Below are 22,369 nucleotides of genomic sequence, written 5' to 3'. Positions count from 1 at the left end.
AGAGTCGGGCGCGATGAGTATCCGCAGGTATTCGCGCCGAACCGGGCACCCGGCCGCTGGTCGGCGGCGCGCCCCCCTTGTCACCGTCGCGGCCCTGGCGGCCGGTCTCACCGTGTTCGCCGGGGTCGCCGTCGGGCCGCTACCGGGTGCGGCGCAGGCCCAACCGTCCGCCACGACAACGCCGTTCACCACGCCCAATACCGACGGCTGCCCGAACAAGACGGCTCCCCCGCCGCCCATCGACACCTCCGAGGCGCCCGAGCCGGGGCAGACGGCGCCGGCGGCGCTGCCGATTCCGAATCCGCCGATCGGGGGCAAGCAGCTCGGCGGGTGCGGCGTCATCCTGCCGTCGGGGGCGGGGCCGCTGCCGGAGGGGATCTCGGCCACCGCCTGGGAGGTGGCGGATCTGGATACCGGGCGGGTCATCGCGGCCAAGGATCCGCACGGGCGCTACCGGCCCGCCTCCACCATCAAGGTGTTGCTGGCGTCGGCGGCGATCCCGGCGCTGGACCTGGACAAGACGGTGATCGGCACCCAGGACGACGCCAACGCCGACGGCACCCGGGTCGGGATCGGACCGGGTGGGCGCTACACCAACAAGCAGCTGTTCCAGGCGCTGATCATGGCGTCGGGCAATGATGCGGCGCATGCCATCTCGACCCAGCTGGGCGGGGACGACGCCACCGTCGCCACGATGAACGCGCTCGCGAAACAGTTGCAGGCGTTGGACACCCGGGCCGCCACGCCCTCGGGCCTGGACGGGCCGGGCATGAGCATCTCGGCCTACGACCTGGCGCTGCTGTTCCGGCACGCGATGACGCTGCCGCTGTTCGCGGAGCTGATCCACACCGAGCAGGTGGACTTCCCCGGCTACCCGGCCGACCCGAAAAACCCTGACGACAAGGATCATCCGGGCTTCCCGATCGGCAATGACAACCATCTGCTCTTCGAGTACGACGGCGCGATCGGCGGCAAGACCGGCTACACCGACGACGCCCGGCAGACCTTCGTCGCGGCCGCGCAGCGCAATGGCCACCGCTATGTGGTGACGCTGCTCAAGGCGGACGTGCGGCCCTTCCGGCCGTGGGAGCAGGCGGCCAAACTGCTCGACTACGCCTTCGCGCTGCCGGCCGGCGCGACCGTGGGCAGCATGCCCGACGGCAGCTCCGGGGGCACGAATCCTTCGGTGGCACTGGCGAGTCCGCCCGCCCGGACCGATGCCGAGCCCGCCCCGGCCGCGGATTCGGGTTCCAGCTCCGACCACCACGATCTGCGGATCGCCTTGATGGCCGTCGGCGTGATCCTGGTCCTGGTGCTGCTGTTGAGCGCGCGTCGGATGAGCCGCCGCCGTTGAGCGGTCAGCGGCGGCGCAGCGTCGAAAGCAGCGTCGCCGCAAGGGCTCCCGCGCCGAACCAGGCCGCGCCCGCTCCGGCGGAGAGTCCGCCCGCGGGGATCCGGGGGCGGATGATCGCCGGGGCGGGCGGCGGGATCTCGGCGGGCACCTCGTTGTCCGCGGCCGTGGCGGCCCAGGCGGTGGCGAAGAGGATGATCCGCGCGGTGAAGTAGCTGAAGACCATCAGGCCGATGATCGGCCCGAAGACCACCCCGGCCGGGCCGTTGACCACCGATCGCAGAATGACCGAGGCCAGCTGCTTGAACGCCTCGAAGATGACCGCCGCGATCATGGCCGCGCGGGCGGCACTGCGGAAGGTGACCGGATGCAGCGGCAGGCGCGCGATGATCCAGACGAACACGGCCCAGTTCGCCACCACCGCCAGCAGCAGCGACGCCACGGTGAGCAGGACCTTCGCCCAGGCCGACTCGTGCACGTGCAGGCGGTCGAGCAGGTGGGTGATCAGGCCGCCGGAGGCCAGCACGGACAGGCCGAGGGAGACGAGGATGGCGAGGAACAGCCCGATCAGCGCCAGCAGGTCGGAGACCTTGGCGAGGAACCAGTTTCGCTGCTTACTGGGCTGATCCCACTGCTCGGAGAGCGCTGCCCGCAGGTTGCCGATCCAGCCCAGCCCGGCGTAGGCGCCGGTCAGCAGACCGATGGAGCCCACGCCCGTCCGCGACTCCACGGCCCGGTGGATCAGGTCGTTGATCTGGCTGCCCGCGTCGCCCGGAATGTTCTCGACGATCTTGTTCTGAATATCGGTGAGCCACTGCGGATTCCGCGACAGCGCGAAGCCGGCCACGGCGAAACCCACCATCAGCAGCGGAAACAGCGACAGCACCGTGAAATAGGTGATGCCCGCGGCGTAGTAGTCGCCGCGCTGACGCTGATAGCGTTCGCCCGCGCGGACCAGGTGATCCAACCAGGGACGACGCTGGATCTGCTGCGCGATCCACGCCTTCACGTTCCCGAACACACCGCCACCTCCGCACACCCGGACGCGCGACGGCCGGTTCAGCGGGCCAGGAAGCCCACCCGGTCGTACACCTGCGCGAGAGTCTTCCCGGCGACCTCCCGCGCCCGCTCGGCACCCGCGGCGAGGATGCGGTCGAGTTCACCCTGGTCGGACATGTATTCTTGCACCTTCGCGCGCAGCGGCGTGACGAACTCGATGAGCGCGTCGGCGGTGTCCGATTTCAGGTCGCCGTAGCCCTTGCCGGCGTAGTCCTGCTCGAGCGTCACGATCGGAGTGTCGGTCAGCGAGCTGAGGATGACCAGCAGATTGCTCACGCCCGCCTTGGTCTCCGGGTCGTAGCGGATCTCACGCTCGGTGTCGGTGACCGCGGAGCGGATCTTCTTCGCCGAGACCTTGGGATCGTCGAGCAGGTTCAGCAGGCCCGCGTCGCTGTTGGCCGACTTGCTCATCTTGGCGGTCGGATCCTGCAGGTCGTAGATCTTGGCGGTGCCGGTCACGATGTGCGGCTCGGGCACCACGAAGGTCTTCTTGTAGCGAGTGTTGAAGCGCTGCGCCAGGTTTCGGGTCAGCTCCAGGTGCTGGCGCTGGTCCTCGCCGACCGGCACCAGCTGGGCCCGGTAGAGCAGGATGTCGGCGGCCATCAGCACCGGGTAGGTGAACAGACCGACGGTGGCATTGTCCGCGCCCTGCTTGACCGACTTGTCCTTGAACTGGGTCATCCGGCTCGCCTCGCCGAACCCCGTGATGCAGTTCAGCACCCACGCCAGCTCGGCATGCTCGGGCACCTGGGACTGCACGAACAGCGTGGACTTCTTGGGGTCCAGCCCCAGCGCCAGCAGCTGCGCGGCCGAGATCTTGACCCGCGTACGCAGCTGCTTCGGGTCCTGCGGCACCGTGATGGCGTGCAGGTCCGGAATGAAATAGAAGGCGTCGTAGTCGTCCTGCAAACGCACCCAATACTGCAGCGCGCCAAGGTAGTTGCCGAGGTGGAAGGAATCGCTGGTGGGCTGGATTCCGGACAGGACCCGCTGCTTACGCTCAGCGGCGGCTTCAGGACTCGACATGGCTCGAGCTTAATTTGCCCCTCCGCTTCGCTCCGGGGCGGGTTCGCGGCCCCGAGGTCTCGTTCTTCCCTCCTCCGCTCCGCGCCCCCGCTCCAAGGCGGAGGTCTCTTCCAGCCGCAGTCCAGAACGAGACGGCCGCGAACCTCTGGGTCGTCCGCCAAAGCAGCCGGTCACGCGCCGATTCGGTCCGACAAGGGGCGCGGATCGACCCCCGGCATGCTGGGTCGCCCGGAGCCGATCAGGCGCTGTTCGCGGCGGGTGGCGAGTTTGTAGAGGGGGTAGCTGGGGCCGGTCATCGGGGCGGTCAGGGGGTTGCCGACCAGGGGTGGGGAGAGGTGGGCGGTGCGGACGGCTCGGGCCAGGCCGTGGAAGGCGACTTGTTCGCGCAGGCCCCAGTCGAGGTCGTACATATCGCGGACGCGCTTGGGGAGGCTGCCCTGGACCAGGAGGGAGAAGCCGGTGAGGGCCTGCTGGATGGGGGCCGGCAGGGGGTGGGCGACGCGCTGGCCCATGAGGTAGGAGCCGACCAGTTTGGCCTCCTCGGTGAGGTGGGGCTGGTCGGAGGCCAGGTAGCCGTCGAAGTAGTCGCGGAATTCACGGTAGGTGTAGGGGGCGGCGCTGCGAGGCATGCCGAACAGTTCGCCCCAGCGCACGTAGTCCTGGTACAGCCCTTCCCGTTCGGTCGGGGTGAGGCGGCGGACCAGCAGATCGTGCATGACCTCGGCGGAATCGAAGGTGAAGGCCATGGTCATGAACATCAGATGCGGGTCGGCCGCGGAGTAGTGGGTGCCGGCCGGGTTGGCCGCGCCCGCATCCTCCGGCAGCACGCCGTCGACCGGGGCGTGCCGTTTTCGGGTGAAGGCCCGGGCGCGATCGGCCTCTTCGCGGGTGCCCAGGGAGACGGCCTCGAACAAGCGGCCGGTGAGGGCGAGCCGGGTGTAGGGCGTGGTCCGATGCTGGGTGTTCTCGGCGGTTCCGACATAGAGCAGCGGATGCACCGCGCCGATCACCAGCGCTCGCTGGCCGTAGGTGAGTCCGACCGCGCGCTTGCGCATGACCCTGCGGATCATCGAGTCGTCGGAGAAGTAGCCGCTCTGAGCCGCGCGTGCAGGCATCGTTGCCTCCCGGTGGGTGTGATGCGGGCCATCACATCTGGCAATAGAGTCCCCCAGATTCCAGATTCTGGCAAGGACTTCTACCAGAATCGCGGCCGTGCCAGAATCGGTTCGTGACCGGGCAACGGACCTACGGCGGCATCTCCGCGGACGAACGCCGCACCCAGCGCCGCACCGCCCTGCTCGACGCCGCCCTCGACATCCTCGGCACCCAGGGCATCGACAAGCTCACCGTCTCCGCCCTGTGCACCGGCGCGGGACTCAACGAGCGCTACTACTACGAGAACTTCGACAACCGCGACGCCGTGCTGTCGGCACTGTTCGACACCATCGCCGAGGAGCTGGCCGGCGCCCTGCTCGCCGCACTGCACACCGCCCCCGACGACCCGCGCGCCAAGGCGCACGCCGCCATCACCGCGGGCATCCACGTCCTCACCGACGATCCGCGCAAGGCCCGGGTGGCTCTGGTGGTCAGCTCCGCCACCCCCGAATTACGCACCCGCACAACGCACACCATCAAGGCGTTCGCGAATATCGTGGCGGCCGAGGGCATCGACTTCTACGGCCTCACCGAGGGCGACCCCCTGCCCGTGATCGGTTTCCGCGCCACCTACCTGGTCGGCGGCCTGGTCCAGACTCTCACCGCCTGGCTCCAGGGCGACCTCCCCATGACCCGCGACGAGCTCATCGACGCCACCACCGACGTTTTCGTGCTGTTGGGCGAGGATCTGGCCCGGCAGATCCGTCGCTGAGCCGCGTGCTCCCCCAGGCGCCGGAATCGTAGCCCCGCAGGGGAATCCGGGTCAGCGCACGATGGCGATCACGGCGGATACGCCCGGGTCGTCCTCGGTGGATTCGACGTAGCAGTGGGCGTCGCCGACGGCGAAGGACACCTGCGATCCCGCCTTGTCCGGAATGGATTGCGTCCAGCGGATGGCGCTGGTGTGCGCGTCGATCGCGCGGAGGGTGCGGTCGGCCAGCAGGTAGAAGGCCCCCGCGCTCGGGTATCCGCCGACATCGGCCGCGGCGCCCTGATCGGCGATGGAGATACTCCACAGCTTGGCCGCCTCGCCGCCGGGAGTCATGGCATGCAGCCTCTCGCCGTCACACAGGTAGTAGGCGTCGCCGGAACCGAAGACGACGCCGGCCGGGTAGGGCAGGGCGGGCGTGGTCCACAGCGCCGCACCGGTTTTCGGGTCCAGGCCGGAGACGATGTGGGCGCCGTCGGTGGCCAGCACGGCGCCCTGGACCAGGCCGGTGGCGATGGTGCTGGCCGACACCGCCGAGTCGCCCGCGCGGGACCAGGCGATCGCACCGGTCCCGAGGTCGAGGGCGACGAGATCGCCGCCGGTGCCCGGACTCTGGTTGTAGAGGAGCGAACCGCTGTCGGGCACCGACAGCGCCTCGGCATCGCAGGGCACCCGCCAGCGGACGGCCTTGCTCGTCATGTCCACGGCCCAGGCCTCGCGCCCGCCCTTGTCGCGATCGGAGGCGATCAGATAGAGCACCGAGTCCCGCACACCGAAGACGCCGCCGAGCACGACCCCCTCGGGTGCGTCGAAGGACCAATTCCGTTTCCCCGACGCCAGATCCACGGCCACGGCCCGATCCCCGGCGGCATCGGGTTCGGCCCCGCAGACCACGAGGGCGTTGCTCCAGACGCAGGAATGACGGCCGATCCCCGGTGTCGTGATCGGGAACCGCCACAACTCGCGTCCGCTCCGGGCTTCGAGCCCTGTGAGCACGGCGGCGTTTTCCACCACTACCGTGCCGGCGCCGTACCGCAGTCCCCGCACCCCGTCGTCGACCTGGTATTTCCAGGCGATGCTGCCGGACGCCGCGGTCCCCGCCACCCGCCGCGGTGCGGCGCACGCGGCCGCCACCCCGGCGAAGGCGAGAATCGCCCCGTCCCGCAACACTTTTCGACGACTGATCACAACCGGACCCCACTCGCTCGACACACTGTCAGCGACTATAGGGGGAACCGCCCGCGCCCGAATACAAAACCGCCCGGCCTTTTCCAATGGATCGGGTCCACGGGATCGGGCCGGGCGGTCAGCGCATCCGGGCTAGCTCGCGGCGCCGGTCTTCGGGTCGAGCGGCAGGGCCGGCTGCGCGGCGGCCTTGAAGTCGAACATGGCGTCGAGGGTGCCGGCCTTCTCGTCGAACGAGTCGTCGCCGATCCGGCCGGTCTTCCAGTTGTCCTCGATGAACTTCAGCACCGAGGCCTGGTCGGTCACGCCGTGGTCGACGAAGTTGGCCTTCGAGTAGGGCGAGACGACCAGCAGCGGCACGCGCTGGCCGTAGCCGCAACGGCCCTGGTACTTGGCCGGGTTCGCCTTGGCGTCACCGCAGACGCCGGGGCCGCTGTAGCCGTCCTGCTCGGAGGCGGAGTTCATGACCAGCTTGGGCGCCGTGTGGTCGTACCAGCCGTCGGAGTCGTCGTAGGCGATGACGACCGCGGTGTCCTTCCAATCCGGCAGTTTCTGCAGGTGGTTGATGGTCTCCACCAGGAACTGCTGCTCGTCCAGCGGATCGGAGTAGGCGGCGTGGCCGTCCTGGTAGCCGGCGGCCTTCAGGTAGCTGACGGCGGGCAGGTTGCCCTTGTCGGCGGCGACCCAGAAGTCGGTCAGGTCGTACTGGTGGTTGGCCTGATCGTCGTGGCCGATCTTGTCGACCGAGGTCGGCGGCAGGTGGTGCGGGTTGGCCGTCGACGCGAAGTACTGGAACGGCTCGTGGTGCGGGATGTAGTCACCCTTGGTGTCCCAGGCCTTGTCACCGGTCTTGCCGGTACCGCCCAGTGCCACACCGACATTGTGGGTGGCGCCGCAGACGGCCTTGCCGTCCTTGGTGTCGGTGGGCTTGAAGCCGCCCTGGAAGAAGCCCCAGCTGACGCCCTTCTTGTTGAGCAGGTCACCGATGGTGGTGCCGCTCATCTGGACGGTGTCGCGGTTGGAGCAGTCGTCGCCGTAGGGCTGCGGGTCGCCGACCACGGTGCCCTGGCCGTTGCCGGCGTTCTCCAGCACGGTGTCGGCGGGGAAGGGCTGGCCCGGCTTGGGCGGCTCCATCTTGGTGACGCCGTGGGTCTGGCCCGCGACCAGGTTCAGCGCGCCCACGGTGGACGGGCCGAAGGTGGAGGTCCAGGAGTTGTCGCTCATGGCGTAGTGCTGCGCGTAATTCCACAGCGCGGTCACCGAATTGCCGTCGTAGTAGCCCATGACCAGGCCCTGCGGGCCGTAGGTCGGTGGTTTGCAGGCGCTGCCCTCGGACACGTTGGTGTGCTCGACGAACTGGTCCATCTTGCCGCCGTCGAGGGCGAGCTGCTCGTCCTTGTACTCGTGGTCCTGGTCGCAGGTGATCTGCTGGTTCGGGCCGCCGAGGCGCACGGGCTGCGCCTTGTTGGGGTTCTTGGTGAGCAGATCCGGCGTGAGGCCGTCCACCTTCGGCGTGTTCGGCTGCGCGGTGAACTTGGTGCCGTCGGTGTTGGCCGCGTTCGGGTAGGTGCCGAAGTAGTGATCGAAGGAGACGTTCTCCTGGAAGATCACCACCACGTGCTTGATGGGCGTCGCGGTGTCGGTGTCCGGCGCCGCCTGGTCGGACGACGACGAACACGAGGTGGCGCTCAGCGCGACCAGCGCGGCGAACGCGGCGGCGGCGCGGCTTCGTTTGCCGAAGCGGCGTACCGAGGCAGGCATGGAACCCTCCAGGTCTATCCGGATCGCGTCAGGCCGCGATCGCATAGCGGAACCATTGCAGCGTCCAGGACAGTTTTGTTCGACCGCAGGTTAACTGGAGTGGAAAGTCCGGTGAATCAAGAATTTTCGGTTTCGGGGTCGAGAGCCAGGGGTATCACCGGCAATCCGGGTGGCGTGGCGTCCTGCAGGACCACCCGGAAGGGGATGCCGCGGGCCGCCCAGATGGTCGCGCAGTCGGCCATGGCCTCGGCGAACCAGTCGCGCTCGTCGGGCTGCCGGTCGAGCATGAGCGCGGCATTGCGGATCACCACCACGTATCCCTGTGCGGCTCCGACGAATTCGTCGAGGTCGCGGAGGCATTCGTCGAAGGCGTCCTTGTTCTCCCCGAAGTAGTAGGGGAATTGGAAGGCGGCGGCGAACTCGTCGAAAACCTCGGTGACCGTGCGCATCTTGCGGCCGCGCAGTTCACGGGCGAGGTAGTCGTCCGGAATCCGGTAGCGGACGCCGGAGAATTCGGCCGCGCCGATGGGCAGCACCCCGAGCACCGGAGCGGGAGCCCGGCGCTCGGCGATATCTTCGGCGGGAGCGGAGAGGAACTGCGACAACGGCATCGGCTCGGTCATTCAGCGCATCCTCGTGAAGGTTTTGTAGTGGTCCCCCGTGTAATAGGCCGAACCGTCGCTGCCGGTGATGATGCGTTCGGCATCACGGGTCTGGCCGGGCTGCTTGGGATTCACATCCCATTCCTGATAGCTGATCGCCTTGCCGGAGGCGTCCTTGCGGGGCAGGCTACCGTCCCGGTTGTTCCAGGTGTCGCCGCCGTGGGTACCGGGCGCGTTGGCGGAGCCCGGCCAGCGACCGGCGTCGATCTCGACCAGGGTCTTGTACGCCTGATCGGGCACGCCGGCCACCTTGGAAGGCGGGGCCGCCTGATCGGCCACGCCGGGAGCCGGTGTCACACCACCCGGCTTTGCGGTCGTCTTGACCACCGATGTGACAACGGATTTGGCGCTACCCGTGTTGCTCGGATGGTCGGTATTGATCCGGTTGGCGACGATAGCGGCGATCAGCGCGAGCACGGCCACCCCCAGCGTCAGCCAGGCGCTCTGCTGCTTGGAGAGCTTTTTCATCGGTACTGCACCGTCACCGGCGCGTGGTCGGACCAGCGTTCGGCGTAGGTTGCGGCCTTCTCGACCACGGCCTGCTTGGCGCGGGCGGCGATCGCGCCGCGCGCCAGCTGGTAGTCGATGCGCCAGCCGGCGTCGTTGTCGAAGGCGCGGCCGCGGTAGGAGTGCCAGCTGTAGGGGCCGGGGACGCCTGGGTGCAGTTCGCGGACCACGTCGACGTAGCCGGCGGCCAGCATGGACGACACCCAGGCGCGTTCCTGCGGCAGGAAGCCCGCGTTCTTGACGTTGCCCTTCCAGTTCTTGATGTCGAGCTCGGTGTGCGCGACATTCCAGTCGCCCATGATCACGAACTCGCCCGGGTGGGCCAGCATGCGTGCGCCGATGGCGTCCAGGAAGCGGTACTTCTCGTCCTGTAGCGGGGTGTCGGCCTCGCCGGTGTGGACGTAGACGCTGGCGATGGTGAGATCCTCGAAGTCGGCCTCGACATAGCGGCCGAGCGTGGCGAATTCCTCGACGGGAGACCAGCTTCCATCCTGGAACAGGCCGACGCCGACGCGCACCGCGTCGGGCTGGTGCCGGGACAGGATCGCCACGCCCGCCCGGCCCTTCAGGCCCGGTTCGGCATGGCTGAGGAACCATCCGGCGTCCAGCACGGGCGCTAGCGCGCTACGCGTTTGCTCATCGGTCGCCCGGGTCTCCTGCAGGCAGACGATATCGGCCTCGGTCGCGGCCAGCCACTCGAGCAATCCCTTGCCCGCCGCGGCACGCACCCCGTTCACGTTGCACGTACTGATGATTTTCGCCACTTCACGACCGTACAATGCGGCTTACCGACTCTCTTCACGGACATCGAGGTCCAGGAAGGGGTGACGACGATGACGTCAGGCACCACCCGGCCCACCGCCCCGCCCGCGCCCATCCGCGCGCTCCACACCGGCTCCGGCGAACCACTGCTCCTGCTGCACGGATTCATGCTGTCCCCGCATTGCTGGGAGCAGGTGGCACAGCGCATGTCGAGCCATTGCGAAGTGTTCGCTCCGGCCTTCACCGGGCATTGGGGCGGCCCCGAACTCGAGGGCTGGTACCTCGATGTCAGCGCCCTCGCCGACCGGGTCGAGGATCAGCTCGACGAGATGGGCTGGCGCACCTGCCATATCGCGGGCAATTCGCTCGGCGGCTGGGTCGGCTTCGAGCTGGCCCGCCGGGGCCGGGCCCGCACCCTCACCGCTATCGCGCCCGCGGGCGGCTGGCAAACCCCCTCCGCGCTGCAGCTTCGCGTCGGGCTGAAGTTCCTGTCGATGGTGCCGTTCGTGGAGATCGGCAAGCATCTGCCGGCCGCCGTCGCCTACAGCGGGTTCGTCCGGCAGGCGGTGGCGCTGCTGCTCACCAAGAACACCGAGGCGGCCTCGCGGGCGGGCATCGAGGCGGCCATCACCTCGGCCATGCACTGCAAGGCCATGCTGCCGATGCTGGTGAGCGGGCTGCGATTCCCGGCCCTCGAGCACCTGGCCACGCTGCGCACCCCGGTGCGGCTGCTCATGTGCGAGAACGACCGGATCATTCCGAATCGCCTGTACGCCCACCGTTTCCTGGAGGAACTGCCGGAGTCGGCGGACCGCATCCTGGTCCACGATGTCGGCCACGTCCCCATGCTCGAGGCGCCCGACCGCATCGCGACCCTGATCGCCGAGCACGTCTACGCCAGCCGCACCCGCTTGCGGGCCGTCTGACGGGCACCGAATCACCCACGCTCGCAGGCACGCCCAGTGTTACCTGGAACCGCGCACCCGAACTCGTTCAGTTACATAGGATTACGGCGGATCCACGTCGCCGGGTTCGCGGCCCGTCTCGTTCTGGACTGAGCGGAGCGGAGCGGAGGAGCGAAGCAGGGGAGCGCAGGGAGGGAAGAACGAGACCTCCAGGGCCGCGAACCCACCCGGAGCGAAGCGGAGGGCAATTCGATACTGACAGGGGTGTGTGGAGAGATGACGGAACAACCGCAAGTAGACCAGTCCAAACCCAGCATCGCCCGGGTGTACGACTATCTCCTGGGCGGCAAGGACAATTACGCGCCCGACCGGGAGGTCGGGGACTTCTTCATCAAGGATCTGCCGGGTTCGGTGGATATCGCGTACGCGAATCGGAATTGCCTCGTGCGCGCCATCGGCGAGATCTCGCGCGCCGGGATCAAGCAGTTCGTCGACATCGGCAGCGGCCTGCCCACCGCCGACAATGTGCACCAGGTGGCGCAGCGGCACCAGTCCGAGCCGCATGTGGTCTATGTGGACAACGACCCCATCGTGCTGGCGCACGGCCGCGCGATTCTGGAGACGGACGAGTTCACCACCGTGATCCAGGCCGACCTGCGCGATTCCGAGGCCATCCGCCACCATCCGGAGGTGGAGCGGCTCATCGACTTCTCGCAGCCGGTGGCCGTGATCTTCAGCGCCATCCTGCACCACCTCAACAATGACGAGAAGCCCGAGCAGGTGGTCCGCTACTGGGCCGACCAGATCCCTTCCGGCAGCATGCTCTACATCTCCCACTTCCGGTCCGGCTTCAACGAGGAGACCCGGGTCGCCGAGCAGAAGCTGCAGGCCACCTTCGGCCGCGGCCGCTGGCGCACCGACGAGGAGATCCTGGGGCTGTTCGGCGATCTCGAAATCCTGGAGCCGGGCCTGGTGCCCTGTTCCCTCTGGCGCCCCGAACCCACGGCCGAGGGCGTGGCCCGCATCGGCAGCGACCACCACGACCTCAGCGTCTGGGAGCAGCTGATCTCCGCCGCCCTCTCCCGCAAGCCCTGAGCGCCGAAATCCCTTGTGCCGCCCGCTGATCGCAGCACGCGATCAGCGGGTGTTCAGTCGAACCACTCCGGATCGCCCGCGGCGATGAGCTCGCGGAGTACGGCCGGGTCCGCGAGTGCGTCCCGCAGCAACGCCCCGAGCGCCCGTAGCGCCGGCGCGTCCTGGCCGTACGCGACGAACGTGCCCGCCTCGGGGTCGAAGCTCACCCGCTCCCCTACCCCGGCCTCCTGGGTCGCCACCGCCGACCGCGCCACCCCGGCCCAGCCGTAACCGTTTCCGTCGTAACCGAATTCGGCGAAGACGGGTTCGGTGGCGAGCATGTGGTTGTCGGACAGCATCAGGCAGTAGTGCCCGGGTTTGTGGTCGTATTCGAAGAACACCAGTGGAGCGAAACTCTCACGATCGGTCACGCCTCGAACCCTAGCCACGGCCCCCGACAAACCGATATTGAGTGAAACACCATCGTGTTGGACGTATGACCAGTAGAGTCGGGACGGCCACCCGGCCGCGCGGCAAGGGGCCGCGTCCGAAGCACTGTGGGAGATTTCGCTGAGATGAGAACTGCGCGGGTTCTGTGTTCGGTCCTGTCGGCACTGGCCATCGTGTCCAGCGGGTCTGCCGTGGCCGGGGCGGCGCCGGCCGATAGCGGCTCGGGGTCCGGAAGCGCCGGCTCGGGGTCCGGGAGTTCCAGCGGCTCGGGGTCGGGCAGTGCCAGCGGGTCCGGGACCGGGAGCGCCGGCGGTGCGCCGACCAGCGTGCCGTCGCTCGGCCCCGACTTCATGTGGGGCGTGGCCATGGCCGGATTCCAGTCCGAAGGCCATGCGCCGGACAGCAACTGGAGCCGGTACGCCAATTCCGGCAAGGCGCACGACCCGTACGGCAATTCGGTCGACTTCTACGACCGCTACGCCGAGGACATCGATCTGGCGGCCGGGATGGGCCTGAAGGTGTACCGGCTCAGCATCGAATGGGCGCGGGTGCAGCCGCAGCCGAATGTCTGGGACGAGAACGGCTTCCGCTTCTACGACCAGGTCATCCAGAAGATCCGCGCGGCGGGGATGCGGCCGATGCTGACCCTCGACCACTGGGTGATCCCCGGGTGGGAGGCCGATCGCGGGGGCTGGAAGAACCAGGGCATGGTGTCGGACTGGCTCACCAATATGCGCAAGGTGGTCGACCGATACGCGCCCGACGACCCGATGTGGGTGACCATCAACGAGCCCATGGGCTATGTCGCGCAATCGATCAAGATCGGCGACATCGGCGTGCTCGACGCGCTGCCGATGTTCGACCGGCTGGTGCAGGCGCACACCGCGATCTACGACTACATCCACTCCCGCCAGCCCGGCGCGCGGGTGACCAGCAATATCGCGCAGTACCCGATCGTGCAGAACCTGACCGACCTGCTGTTCGCCGACCGCATCCGCGGCAAGCTCGACTTCATCGGCGTCGACTTCTATTACGGCGCCTCCCTGACACACCTGCCGAGCACCGCGCTGCTGGGCGACGAGCTGTGGAAGAACGCCATCGAGCCCGAGGGCATCTACTACGACCTGCGCACCTACACCGAGAAGTTCCCGGGCTTGCCGATCTACGTGGTGGAGAACGGACTTCCCACCGACAACGCCGCCCCGCGCAGCGACGGCTACGACCGCGCCGACCACCTGCGCGACACCGTCTACTGGCTGCAGCGCGCCAAGGCCGACGGCATCGACGTGATCGGCTACAACTACTGGAGCCTCACCGACAACTACGAATGGGGCAGCTACTCACCGCGATTCGGCCTCTACACCGTCGACGCGAAAACCGACCCGACCCTCACCCGCCGCCCCACCGACGCAGTGGCCGCGTTCAAAACCATCACCGCCCAGGGCGGCGTCCCCGCCGACTACCGCCCCACCCGCAAGCCCGCCCTCTGCTCCATCATCCTGCCCCTGGAGAGCTGCCTGCGCCCCGTCTCCGTCCCGTAGGTCGCTACTTCGAACATGCGGTACACGGCGTCCGGGGCCGCCACCGGCGACTGGTGGCGGTCCCGGACTTCATGCGCGCCTAGTAGGCGAGCAGTCCCTTGGCGACGTGGGTCACCTGGATCTCGTTGCTGCCCGCGTAGATCATCAGCGACTTGGCGTCGCGGGCCAGCTGTTCGACGTGGTACTCGGACATGTAGCCGTTGCCACCGAAGAGCTGGACGGCGTCCATGGCGACCTCGGTGGCGATCTCCGAGCAGTACAGCTTCATGGCCGAGGCCTCGGCCAGCGTCGGCGGCTTGCCGGCGCGGGAGCGTTCCAGGGCGTGGAAGACCATGTTCTGCACATTGATCCGGGCGATCTCCATCCTGGCCAGCTTGAGCTGGACCAACTGGAAGCGGCCGATCTCCTGCCCCCACAGCTTGCGCGTCTTGGCGTAATCCACACAGAGCCGGTGGCATTCGTTGACGATGCCCAGCGCCATGAAGGCCACGCCGATGCGCTCGGCGGTGAAACTCGAACGGGCGCTTTCCCGTCCGTCGCCGCCCTCGTGCTGCTCGGTCTCGCCGAGCAGCCGGTCCCGGCTCAATCGCACATTGTCGAAGAACAATTCGCCGGTGGGTGAGGCGTGCAGGCCCATCTTCTTGAACGGCTTGCCCTGGGTGAAACCTTCCATGCCCTTGTCGAGCACGAAGGTCAGCACCTTGCGGTCGCGCTTGGCCGCGATCGTCTTGGACTCGGGGGCGCCGTCGCCCTCGTCCAGCTTGGCGTAGACGATGACGGTGTCGGCGTAGGGACCGTTGGTGATGAAGGTCTTCTGCCCGTTGAGAATGTAGTCGTCACCGTCGCGGCGGACGTGGGTCTTCATCCCGCCGAAGGCGTCCGACCCGGAGTCGGGCTCCGTGATCGCCCAGGCCGCAATCTTTTTCATGGTCACGATGTCGGCGAGCCAGCGTTCCTTCTGGGCGAGGGTGCCGCGCGAGAGGATGGTCGTCGCACCGAGCCCGATGCTCACGCCCATGGCGGTGACCAACCCCATGCACACCCCGGACAGCTCGCTGACGAGCACCGCCATCAGCGATTCCTGCCCGGAGAAGGGCCCGCCGTCGCCGCCGGCCTTCGCCTTCTTCTCCGGCAGCGGCTCCCCCGCTGCGAGCGCTTCCTCCCGCTTGCGTTGCTTGGCAAGCAGTTTGGCGACCGTCTCCGAGCCCAGCGCGTCGATGCCGAACTCGGCGAACAGCTTCCGGATGATCGGATACGGCAGCATCTCGCCGCTGTCGAGGGCATCGAGGTGCGGGCGCACCTCCTTGTCGATGAAGCTCCGCACCGCGCCGCGGATCAGCTCATCGGTCTCGGACCATTCGAACATCGTTGTCCGCCTTCCTGATTACGGCAGTCGACCGGCGATATCGTCGATGGACCAGGGCCCCTCGGTCTCGATGGTCTTCACGTCGTGCCAGCCCGCCAGTTCGGAGATCGCGCCACCCTGCACCGCGAACACCTTGCCGGTGATCGGACACTTCTCGGTGGCAAGATACGCCACCAGCGGCGAGATATTGGCCGGACTGAAGGCATCGAACTCGCCCTCTTCCAGACCGGCCTGCTGCGCGGCCATCATCTCGCCCATGCCCGGCGTGGCCAGGGTGAGCCGGGTGCGCGCGATCGGCGCGATGGCGTTCACGCGCACGCCGTAGCGGGCCAGCTCATCGGCCGCCACCAGGGTGAGCGCGGCGATACCGGCCTTGGCCGCACCGTAATTCGCCTGCCCCGCATTGGGGACCGTGGTACCCGACGCGGACGCGGTGTTGATCACCGCCGCGACCGGCTGATTGCCCGCCTTGAACTGCTCCTTCCAGTACCCGGCCGCGTGCCGCAGTACCGCCGCGTGCCCCTTGAGGTGCACTGCCAGCACCGCGTCCCACTGCGACTCGTCCATGCCCGCCACGAAGGCGTCGCGCAGGATGCCCGCGTTGTTCACCACGACATCCAGCCGCCCGAACTCCGACACCGCCTGCTCCACCAGGTTTTTTGCGCCCTGCCAGTCGGCCACGCTGTCGGTGTTGGCGATCGCCCGCCCCCCTGCGGCGAGGATCTCGGCCACGACCTCGTGCGCCGGGCCGGTGTCCGCGCCCTCACCGGCATTGCTGCCGCCCAGGTCGTTCACCACGACCGCCGCGCCCTCCCGCGCGAACAGCAGCGCGTGTTCCCGGCCGATCCCGCGGCCGGCTCCGGTGATGATGGCGACCCGTCCGTCGAGTGCACCCATGACTGTCTCCCTAAGAGTTGTCGGAAATTTCGGCCAGGCCGTCGCTGAGGACGGTGTCGTCGCCGCGGACCGTGCGGAAGGCGTAGGTGGTGACCCCGTCGGCAGAGCCGACCTTCCAGATCTGGGTCTCCAGGTCGTCGTCCGGGAAGACCATCTTGGCGAAGCGCACCGCATACCGTTGCAGCCGAGCCACATCCGAGCCCGCGACCTGGTTCAGCACTCCCCACGACGACATGGCCATGGTGCAGAGCCCGTGCGCGATGATGCCGGGCAGGCCGGCGTCCCGGGCGACCTGATCGTCCAGATGCAGCGGCACCGGATCACCGGAGGCCGGCGAATACCGGTACGTCTGATCGGCGTCGACGTGCGCGGCCACCGTGGCCAGCGGCGCCCGCTCCAGCAGTGCCGGATCGAAGCGGTGCGCCGGAGCCTGCTCACCCGCCTGCTTACCCGCGTCGACATTGCGGAAGAACGCGGTCAGATACTGCTCGTTGACCAGTTCCCCGGCCTCGGAACGGCATTCGATGAGGATGGTGATGGTCGAGCCGTTGTCCTTGCCCTCGAACCCGATGGCCTTGGCCCGCGACACCAGCTTGTCGCCGGGCCGGATGGGCCGGTGGAAGTGGAAGTCCTGTTCCCCGTGCACCACCCGCCCGAAGATGTTCATCGGGGCCACCTCGATGACCGGCATCATCATGGCCTCGAAGACCGGCACGATGGCGAAGACCGGCGGAGCCGCATCGCCTTTCAGGTGCGCGGGAATGGGATCGTTGGTGGCCGCGGCATATTCGGCGATCCGCTCGCGCGTAACCTCGAACGCCTCCTCGTCGGACCAGGAACCCAGCCCCGACTCGTCGAATTCGACAGCGGTGGAAGCCATCTCGTGCGTCCGCTCGCCGTCAGGCCGCCGTGGCGAGCGCATCGAGCGCGGCGAGAGTCTTGTCCAGCTGCGTGAGGCCGTCCTTCTCCACCGCCTTGCCCAGCGCCCCCTTGATCAGTGCGCCCTCGAAATCACCGGACACCGAGAAGCGGCTGCCCGCGCCCTCGGGGGTGATGTCGAAGGCGAACTGCACCTTCACCCCGGCCATGCCGGTGCCGCTGAGCACCAGCCTGTTCGGGGTCTCGACGCGCTCGACCACCCACTCGATCTTGTTGGCCATGCCGAGCATCATGATCTTTGCGGTCAGCTTCGCCCCCGGCGCCAGCACGGCCGGCGGCTCCTCCATCCAGCGCTCGTGGATGGAGAACCATTTGTCCCAGGTCTGCGGGTCGGAGACCACGGCCCACAGGCCGTCGGGGGTGGCGGTCAGGTCCTTGGAAGCTTCGATGTGTCCCACGGGATTACCTCTTCGTAGTCGGGGATGGAGGGTGCGGATCAGCGTTCGGCGCGCTGGTAGGCGGTGACGACGGCCGCGCCGCCGAGCCCGATATTGTGCTGCAGGGCGGCGGTGACGTTGCCGACCTGCCGCTTGCCGGCGGCGCCGCGCAGCTGCCAGGTGAGCTCACTGCACTGCGCCAAACCCGTTGCACCCAAAGGGTGTCCCTTGGAGATGAGCCCGCCGGAGGGGTTCACCACCCACTTGCCGCCGTAGGTGGTCGCGCCGGAGTCGATCAGGTGTCCGGCCTCGCCCTCCCGGGCCAGGCCGAGCGCCTCGTACAGCAGCAGCTCGTTGGCGGAGAAACAGTCGTGCAACTCGATGACCTGGAAGTCCTCGGGGCCGAGTCCGGCCTGCGCGTACACCTGCTCCGCCGCCCGGACATTCATGTCGTAGCCGATGAGGTTCTTGGCGCTGCCGTCGAAGGTGGACTGGAAGTCGGTGGTCATGGCCTGGCCGACGATCTCGACCGCCTGCCGCGACAGGTCGTGGCGGTCCACGAATTCCTCCGAGGCCAGGACGACCGCGCCGGACCCGTCGGAGGTCGGCGAGCACTGCAGCTTGGTGAGCGGGTCGTAGATCATGCGCGAGCCCAGGATGTCGTCGAGCGTGTACTCGTCCTGGAACTGTGAATACGGGTTGTTCACAGAGTGCTTGTGGTTCTTGTACCCGATCCTGGCGAAGTGCTCGGCGGTGGTGCCGTACTTCTTCATGTGCTCGCGCCCGGCCGCGCCGAACATCCACGGGGCCACCGGGAACAGCACCTCGGAGATCTCCGCGAGCGCCATGATGTGGCGCGCCATGGGCTGTTCGCGATCGTCCCAGGTGGAGCCGAGCGAGCCCGGCTGCATCTTCTCGAAGCCCAGCGCCAGCGTACAGTCGGCCAGCCCGCCCCGGATCGCCTGTGCCGCAAGGTAGAGCGCGGTCGAGCCGGTGGAGCAGTTGTTGTTGACATTGACCACCGGAATGCCGGTCAGGCCCAGTTCGTAGACGGCGCGCTGGCCGGAGGTGGATTCACCGTAGACGTAGCCGACATAGGCCTGCTCGATCTCGCGGTAGTCGACTCCGGCATCGGCGAGGGCCTTGGTCCCCGACTCCCGGGCCATGTCCGGGTAGTCCCAGTCACTGCCGTCCTCGTTCTTGCGCCGCCCCGGCTTCTCGAACTTCGTCATGCCGACGCCGACGACGTAGACCTTGTTCGTCATCGAACTCCTCACATAGGGGAACGAAAACAAACATACAAAGCTGTATGTAAGTAGGCAAGAGGGGGCTGCGATTATCGACATCGAGCACAAGATCGGCAGCTCCGGCCGGTACGCCTGGACATACCGCCGATGCGGTGACCCACCCGCACAAACGGCGAAGGCCCCCGCCGCACACCGCGGCGAGGGCCTTCGGGCCGAATCGATCAGCTATTCGTCGGCGATCCGGAAGTCGGGCATCCGCGCCTCGGCCGCCAGGCGCAACTGCGCCGAGGCCCGCAGCCAGCGCCGGTGCGCCCGCTCGGGATCGGGAGAAATGAAGTTGGTCACCAGGATTCCGCGCAGCGTGTCCATCGCGGTGTAGGCGAAATCGCGAACGTTCTTGCGATCCAGCTCATTCGGCACCAACTGCGCGACGGCCAGCAGCACCGCGTTGTTCACGAACGGCTCGACCTTCTCCATCTCGACCGCGAGCACCCGATCCGTGCGGCTGGCCACCCACAATTCGATGGCCGCGATGAACAGCGGGCCCTGATGCAGCTCCCACATGGCCTCCAGGGCGGCGCCGATCGGATCGTCGCCGCTGCGGACCCGCCGGATCTCCTGCATGGCCGCCTCGGTGCGCCGCTGCGCCAGATGACTGATCGCCGCGACCACCAGCTCGCTCTTGGAACCGAAATGGTGCACCTGCGCGCCCCGGGTCACACCCGCGCGCTCGGCCACCCGCGGCGTCGTCGTCCCGGCGTAGCCGTACTCGACGAGGCAGTCGATGGTGGCGTCCAGCAGTCGCGTCCGGGTCTCGCTGCTGCGCTGTTCCTGGGTGCGGCGCGGGGGTTTCGAGACGGCGGAGCTGGTCATGGGAGGATCGTACACTTACATACAATCGTGTATGTTCGCGCCGGGGTTGCGGGCCGGAGCCGGCCCGCACCGTGGCAGCGGGCGAGACTACGTCTCGGAGTTGTACAGACAGGCGCTGCAGGACCAGCCGGAGTCGGTCATGACGCAGTCATTGAGCCGGATGTTCTGGTTGCCGATGGTCTGGCGACAGTTGATCGCACAGCCGTTGAGGTCACTACCGCAGGTCACCGGGTCGGCGGAGGCGACGGCGGGCACTGCCAGTCCGAGCAGCACACCTCCGGCGAGCACGGCGATTCGAACAGCACGCATGACGGATACGTCCTTTCTGCAAAAGAAGAAGGTGCCCGGTCGAGAGCGCTCGTATTCGGCCGATAACTCGACGAGATTAGCCCCGTTCGCTGTGAATTCCGCTCGAGGAAGGCTGTGAGTCTTTCATCCTGAATGTGAGGTTTACACCGGTGTGCCGCATACATTTCCACGGCCCACGGGCGCTATCTCGATCTCACTGTTCGCCCCGGCGCAGCAGTCCGCGGGCGTCGGTCGCCGCGAGCGCCCCGGCCACGAGAAGCGGTTGAAAGAGCAGCCGCACCGCGCGTTTGGTGTCGGTGTCGAGACCGAAGGCGTCAGCGCGATTGACCAGTTGCGCGACGTTGCCGGGAAAGACCGCGACAAAGAAGGCGGCGGTCGTAGCACCGAGGAAGCCCCGTGCAGGCTGCTTCCAGGTACCGAGCAGGGCCCCGCCGAGTCCGATCTCGACGACACCGGACGTGACGACGACAAAGTCGGGATCCAGGCGCAGCCAGTGCGGGACCTGCGCCCGAAATTCCTTGCGCTGGAAGGTCAGGTGACCCGTTCCAGCCGTGAGGAGCGCGGCTCCCAGAGCCGCTTGACCGGCGGCCCGCAGCACCTTCTTCAATCCCGCGGATTTCGGTGACATTGGACAATCTCCTGCCTGAGCCCCGGCCGCCGATACCGCCCGGGGTGATGGATGCAAATACGGACCAGATACATCGTGGGCGATGCTATTTCTGGCCGGCGCACCGCGTCAATGCGGCAGCACACCGCCGCGCCGCGCCGCAACCACGGTCACCCCGAACAGCAGCGTGCCGAGGACCGCGAGACCGGCGCCCACGGCGGCGGGCGCGGTGTACCCCAGCCCCGCCGCGATCACCAGACCACCCAGCCAGGCACCTGCCGCGTTCGCGATATTCAGTGCCGCGTGGTTGAGAGCGGCGGCGAGGGTCTGGGCGTCGTGGGCCACGTCCATCAAACGGGTCTGCAGGGCGGGGGCCAGGGCCGCGCCGGATGCACCGACCAGGAAGGCGCCAACGGCCGCGGTATAGGGATTGTGCGCTGCCACAACGTATCCGGCGAGGATCACCACCATGGCCAGCAGGGAGAGGAGGATCGCGCGGTCCACGCCGCGGTCGGCGAGGACGCCGCCGGCGATATTGCCCGCGACCATGCCCAGGCCGAAGAGCATGAGAACCAGCGGAACCAGGCCGACGCGGAGGCCGGCCACATCGGTGAGAGTGGTGGTGACGTAGGTGTAGACCGCGAACATGCCGCCGAAGCCGACGGCGCCGACCAGCAGGGTGAGCAGCACCTGGGGGCGGCGCAGGGCCGTCAGTTCGGTGCGGGGGTCGGTCATGCGAATGCCGTGCAGGTCCGGCACGAAGCGGGAGATGGCGGCGACGGTCGCGATGCCGATCACGGCGACCACCACGAAAGCGTTCCGCCAGCCGAGGTGCTGGCCCAGCCAGGTGGCTGCAGGAACGCCGACGACATTGGCGGCGCTCAGGCCCAGCATAACTGCGGCAACCGCCTTGGCACGCTGCCCCACCGGCGCCAGCGAGGCCGCCGCCAATGACGCCACACCGAAGTACGCGCCGTGCGGCAGGCCCGAGACGAACCGCGCCACGGTCAGCGTCGCGAAGCCTGGCGCGATCACGCTGGCCGCATTGCCCAGCGTGAATGCCGCCATCAACGCCATCAGCAGCCGCTTGCGCGGGACCCGCGCGCACAGCGCCGCGATCACCGGCGCACCGACGACCACACCCAGGGCGTAGGCCGAAACAATGTGTCCGGCAGTCGGTTCGGAGACCTTCATGGAGCCGGCGATATCGGGCAGCAAACCCATGGTGACGAATTCGGTGGTACCGATCCCGAACCCGCCCAGGGCCAGCGCCAGCATGGCGGGCACATGCCACCGCCCACGTGGCCCCGCCTCGGGCGCGGAGCTGACAACCTCGGGCCTGACAGCCTCGGGCGCGGAGCTGACGGCCTCGGGCGCGGAGCCGAAGGCCTCGGGCGCGGAGCCGACGGGACGGTCCATCCCGTCGAGGCTCATCTCGTCGGCGGATGCGGTGGTGGCTGCGGACACGGATTCGGGCACAACCAAGCGCAACACAGTGGCGAACGGTCCCGATACCGTCCGGTCCGGTGATTTCACTCACCGACCGGCCCGGATCATGGGCCGGCCCACGCCACGCGACCGCCGGGACGCTGGTCCCGGCGGGCTGC

General features: G+C 68.0%; 23 protein-coding genes. 5 read left to right on the top strand and 18 right to left on the bottom strand.

All coding sequences use genetic code 11. From position 1 onward, the window contains the following. The first annotated feature begins 13 nt into the window (after nucleotides 1–13). A complete protein-coding gene (locus ACWEKS_RS02685; RefSeq protein ID WP_452338471.1) occupies nucleotides 14–1,354 on the top strand; it encodes a D-alanyl-D-alanine carboxypeptidase family protein in 1,341 nt (446 codons plus the stop codon). 4 nt (nucleotides 1,355–1,358) lie between these two features. On the opposite strand, the gene yhjD is transcribed toward ACWEKS_RS02685, so the two are convergent. From yhjD to ACWEKS_RS02670, 3 genes are all read right to left on the bottom strand, one after another. Further along, entirely contained in the window at nucleotides 1,359–2,372 is a 1,014-nt protein-coding gene (gene yhjD / locus ACWEKS_RS02680; RefSeq protein ID WP_452338470.1) for an inner membrane protein YhjD, read from the bottom strand. A 38-nt stretch (nucleotides 2,373–2,410) separates the two neighbouring features. Continuing rightward, nucleotides 2,411–3,436, bottom strand: a complete 1,026-nt coding sequence (gene trpS / locus ACWEKS_RS02675) for a tryptophan--tRNA ligase (protein ID WP_364605204.1) — start codon at nucleotides 3,434–3,436, stop codon at nucleotides 2,411–2,413. Between the two features lie 170 nt (nucleotides 3,437–3,606). Next, nucleotides 3,607–4,551, bottom strand: coding sequence for an oxygenase MpaB family protein (locus ACWEKS_RS02670; protein ID WP_452338469.1), 945 nt, complete (start codon nucleotides 4,549–4,551; stop codon nucleotides 3,607–3,609). Nucleotides 4,552–4,664: 113 nt separating this feature from the next. Between ACWEKS_RS02670 and ACWEKS_RS02665 the strand changes: the two genes are divergently transcribed. After that, entirely contained in the window at nucleotides 4,665–5,303 is a 639-nt protein-coding gene (locus ACWEKS_RS02665; RefSeq protein ID WP_379381891.1) for a TetR/AcrR family transcriptional regulator, read from the top strand. A gap of 51 nt (nucleotides 5,304–5,354) precedes the next feature. Here the strand turns inward: ACWEKS_RS02665 and ACWEKS_RS02660 are convergent, their stop codons facing one another. From ACWEKS_RS02660 to ACWEKS_RS02640, 5 genes are all read right to left on the bottom strand, one after another. Next, entirely contained in the window at nucleotides 5,355–6,488 is a 1,134-nt protein-coding gene (locus tag ACWEKS_RS02660; protein ID WP_452338468.1) for an outer membrane protein assembly factor BamB family protein, read from the bottom strand. A 132-nt stretch (nucleotides 6,489–6,620) separates the two neighbouring features. Continuing rightward, entirely contained in the window at nucleotides 6,621–8,246 is a 1,626-nt protein-coding gene (locus ACWEKS_RS02655; RefSeq protein WP_452338467.1) for a phospholipase C, read from the bottom strand. Between the two features lie 116 nt (nucleotides 8,247–8,362). Then, on the bottom strand, nucleotides 8,363–8,869 hold the full coding sequence (locus ACWEKS_RS02650) for a barstar family protein (RefSeq protein ID WP_452338466.1): 507 nt from the start codon (nucleotides 8,867–8,869) through the stop codon (nucleotides 8,363–8,365). Beyond that, nucleotides 8,870–9,376 carry a ribonuclease domain-containing protein gene (locus ACWEKS_RS02645; protein WP_452338465.1) on the bottom strand — a complete coding sequence of 169 codons (507 nt, stop codon included), beginning with the start codon at nucleotides 9,374–9,376 and terminating at the stop codon, nucleotides 8,870–8,872. Further along, nucleotides 9,373–10,179, bottom strand: a complete 807-nt coding sequence (locus ACWEKS_RS02640) for an exodeoxyribonuclease III (protein ID WP_452338464.1) — start codon at nucleotides 10,177–10,179, stop codon at nucleotides 9,373–9,375. The genes ACWEKS_RS02645 and ACWEKS_RS02640 overlap by 4 nt, the downstream gene beginning before the upstream one ends. Nucleotides 10,180–10,248: 69 nt before the next feature. Here ACWEKS_RS02640 and ACWEKS_RS02635 point away from each other — a divergent pair, with 69 nt between their 5' ends. Both ACWEKS_RS02635 and ACWEKS_RS02630 read left to right on the top strand, forming a co-directional pair. After that, complete coding sequence (locus ACWEKS_RS02635) at nucleotides 10,249–11,103, top strand: alpha/beta fold hydrolase (protein ID WP_452338463.1); 855 nt, start codon at nucleotides 10,249–10,251, stop codon at nucleotides 11,101–11,103. 255 nt (nucleotides 11,104–11,358) lie between these two features. Next, on the top strand, nucleotides 11,359–12,177 hold the full coding sequence (locus ACWEKS_RS02630; protein ID WP_379381881.1) for an SAM-dependent methyltransferase: 819 nt from the start codon (nucleotides 11,359–11,361) through the stop codon (nucleotides 12,175–12,177). Nucleotides 12,178–12,230: 53 nt separating this feature from the next. On the opposite strand, the gene ACWEKS_RS02625 is transcribed toward ACWEKS_RS02630, so the two are convergent. Next, nucleotides 12,231–12,587 (bottom strand): immunity 51 family protein, encoded by a 357-nt coding sequence (locus ACWEKS_RS02625; RefSeq protein WP_379435610.1) that lies wholly within the window; start codon nucleotides 12,585–12,587, stop codon nucleotides 12,231–12,233. A gap of 345 nt (nucleotides 12,588–12,932) precedes the next feature. Between ACWEKS_RS02625 and ACWEKS_RS02620 the strand changes: the two genes are divergently transcribed. Then, nucleotides 12,933–14,147, top strand: coding sequence for a family 1 glycosylhydrolase (locus ACWEKS_RS02620; protein WP_452338462.1), 1,215 nt, complete (start codon nucleotides 12,933–12,935; stop codon nucleotides 14,145–14,147). A gap of 79 nt (nucleotides 14,148–14,226) precedes the next feature. Here the strand turns inward: ACWEKS_RS02620 and ACWEKS_RS02615 are convergent, their stop codons facing one another. The 9 genes from ACWEKS_RS02615 to ACWEKS_RS02575 all read right to left on the bottom strand — a co-directional run bounded on the left by ACWEKS_RS02615 (nucleotide 14,227) and on the right by ACWEKS_RS02575 (nucleotide 22,247). Beyond that, nucleotides 14,227–15,513 (bottom strand): acyl-CoA dehydrogenase family protein, encoded by a 1,287-nt coding sequence (locus ACWEKS_RS02615; RefSeq protein WP_452338461.1) that lies wholly within the window; start codon nucleotides 15,511–15,513, stop codon nucleotides 14,227–14,229. 18 nt (nucleotides 15,514–15,531) lie between these two features. After that, nucleotides 15,532–16,410, bottom strand: coding sequence for an SDR family oxidoreductase (locus ACWEKS_RS02610; protein WP_452338460.1), 879 nt, complete (start codon nucleotides 16,408–16,410; stop codon nucleotides 15,532–15,534). 10 nt (nucleotides 16,411–16,420) lie between these two features. Beyond that, nucleotides 16,421–17,290 (bottom strand): MaoC/PaaZ C-terminal domain-containing protein, encoded by an 870-nt coding sequence (locus tag ACWEKS_RS02605; protein WP_452338459.1) that lies wholly within the window; start codon nucleotides 17,288–17,290, stop codon nucleotides 16,421–16,423. A 19-nt stretch (nucleotides 17,291–17,309) separates the two neighbouring features. Then, a complete protein-coding gene (locus tag ACWEKS_RS02600) occupies nucleotides 17,310–17,747 on the bottom strand; it encodes a type II toxin-antitoxin system Rv0910 family toxin (RefSeq protein WP_452338458.1) in 438 nt (145 codons plus the stop codon). A gap of 38 nt (nucleotides 17,748–17,785) precedes the next feature. Then, nucleotides 17,786–18,991, bottom strand: a complete 1,206-nt coding sequence (locus tag ACWEKS_RS02595; protein ID WP_452338457.1) for a lipid-transfer protein — start codon at nucleotides 18,989–18,991, stop codon at nucleotides 17,786–17,788. 207 nt (nucleotides 18,992–19,198) lie between these two features. Beyond that, the gene (locus tag ACWEKS_RS02590; RefSeq protein ID WP_452338456.1) at nucleotides 19,199–19,846 is read right to left on the bottom strand and encodes a TetR/AcrR family transcriptional regulator; all 648 of its coding nucleotides are present in this window, start codon (nucleotides 19,844–19,846) and stop codon (nucleotides 19,199–19,201) included. An 87-nt stretch (nucleotides 19,847–19,933) separates the two neighbouring features. Next, a complete protein-coding gene (locus ACWEKS_RS02585; protein ID WP_452338455.1) occupies nucleotides 19,934–20,155 on the bottom strand; it encodes a hypothetical protein in 222 nt (73 codons plus the stop codon). Between the two features lie 193 nt (nucleotides 20,156–20,348). Next, nucleotides 20,349–20,783 carry a DoxX family protein gene (locus tag ACWEKS_RS02580; protein WP_452338454.1) on the bottom strand — a complete coding sequence of 145 codons (435 nt, stop codon included), beginning with the start codon at nucleotides 20,781–20,783 and terminating at the stop codon, nucleotides 20,349–20,351. Between the two features lie 108 nt (nucleotides 20,784–20,891). Next, a complete protein-coding gene (locus ACWEKS_RS02575; RefSeq protein WP_452338453.1) occupies nucleotides 20,892–22,247 on the bottom strand; it encodes an MFS transporter in 1,356 nt (451 codons plus the stop codon). Between the last annotated feature and the right edge of the window lie 122 nt (nucleotides 22,248–22,369).

The organism is Nocardia sp. NPDC004711 (genome assembly GCF_053601595.1).
Note: the sequence above shows the minus strand (reverse complement) of the source record. Positions and strands in the feature narration are given on the sequence as shown.

Bases quoted from the DNA above. Each gene is read 5' to 3' on its own strand.
- ACWEKS_RS02595 (WP_452338457.1), bottom strand. From the start codon at position 18,991: ATGACGAACAAGGTCTACGTCGTCGGCGTCGGCATGACGAAGTTCGAG.
- ACWEKS_RS02605 (WP_452338459.1), bottom strand. From the start codon at position 17,290: ATGGCTTCCACCGCTGTCGAATTCGACGAGTCGGGGCTGGGTTCCTGG.
- ACWEKS_RS02615 (WP_452338461.1), bottom strand. From the start codon at position 15,513: ATGTTCGAATGGTCCGAGACCGATGAGCTGATCCGCGGCGCGGTGCGG.
- ACWEKS_RS02590 (WP_452338456.1), bottom strand. From the start codon at position 19,846: ATGACCAGCTCCGCCGTCTCGAAACCCCCGCGCCGCACCCAGGAACAG.
- ACWEKS_RS02635 (WP_452338463.1), top strand. From the start codon at position 10,249: ATGACGTCAGGCACCACCCGGCCCACCGCCCCGCCCGCGCCCATCCGC.
- ACWEKS_RS02655 (WP_452338467.1), bottom strand. From the start codon at position 8,246: ATGCCTGCCTCGGTACGCCGCTTCGGCAAACGAAGCCGCGCCGCCGCC.
- ACWEKS_RS02580 (WP_452338454.1), bottom strand. From the start codon at position 20,783: ATGTCACCGAAATCCGCGGGATTGAAGAAGGTGCTGCGGGCCGCCGGT.
- ACWEKS_RS02585 (WP_452338455.1), bottom strand. From the start codon at position 20,155: ATGCGTGCTGTTCGAATCGCCGTGCTCGCCGGAGGTGTGCTGCTCGGA.
- ACWEKS_RS02630 (WP_379381881.1), top strand. From the start codon at position 11,359: ATGACGGAACAACCGCAAGTAGACCAGTCCAAACCCAGCATCGCCCGG.
- ACWEKS_RS02685 (WP_452338471.1), top strand. From the start codon at position 14: ATGAGTATCCGCAGGTATTCGCGCCGAACCGGGCACCCGGCCGCTGGT.
- ACWEKS_RS02610 (WP_452338460.1), bottom strand. From the start codon at position 16,410: ATGGGTGCACTCGACGGACGGGTCGCCATCATCACCGGAGCCGGCCGC.
- ACWEKS_RS02670 (WP_452338469.1), bottom strand. From the start codon at position 4,551: ATGCCTGCACGCGCGGCTCAGAGCGGCTACTTCTCCGACGACTCGATG.
- ACWEKS_RS02645 (WP_452338465.1), bottom strand. From the start codon at position 9,376: ATGAAAAAGCTCTCCAAGCAGCAGAGCGCCTGGCTGACGCTGGGGGTG.
- trpS (WP_364605204.1), bottom strand. From the start codon at position 3,436: ATGTCGAGTCCTGAAGCCGCCGCTGAGCGTAAGCAGCGGGTCCTGTCC.
- ACWEKS_RS02650 (WP_452338466.1), bottom strand. From the start codon at position 8,869: ATGACCGAGCCGATGCCGTTGTCGCAGTTCCTCTCCGCTCCCGCCGAA.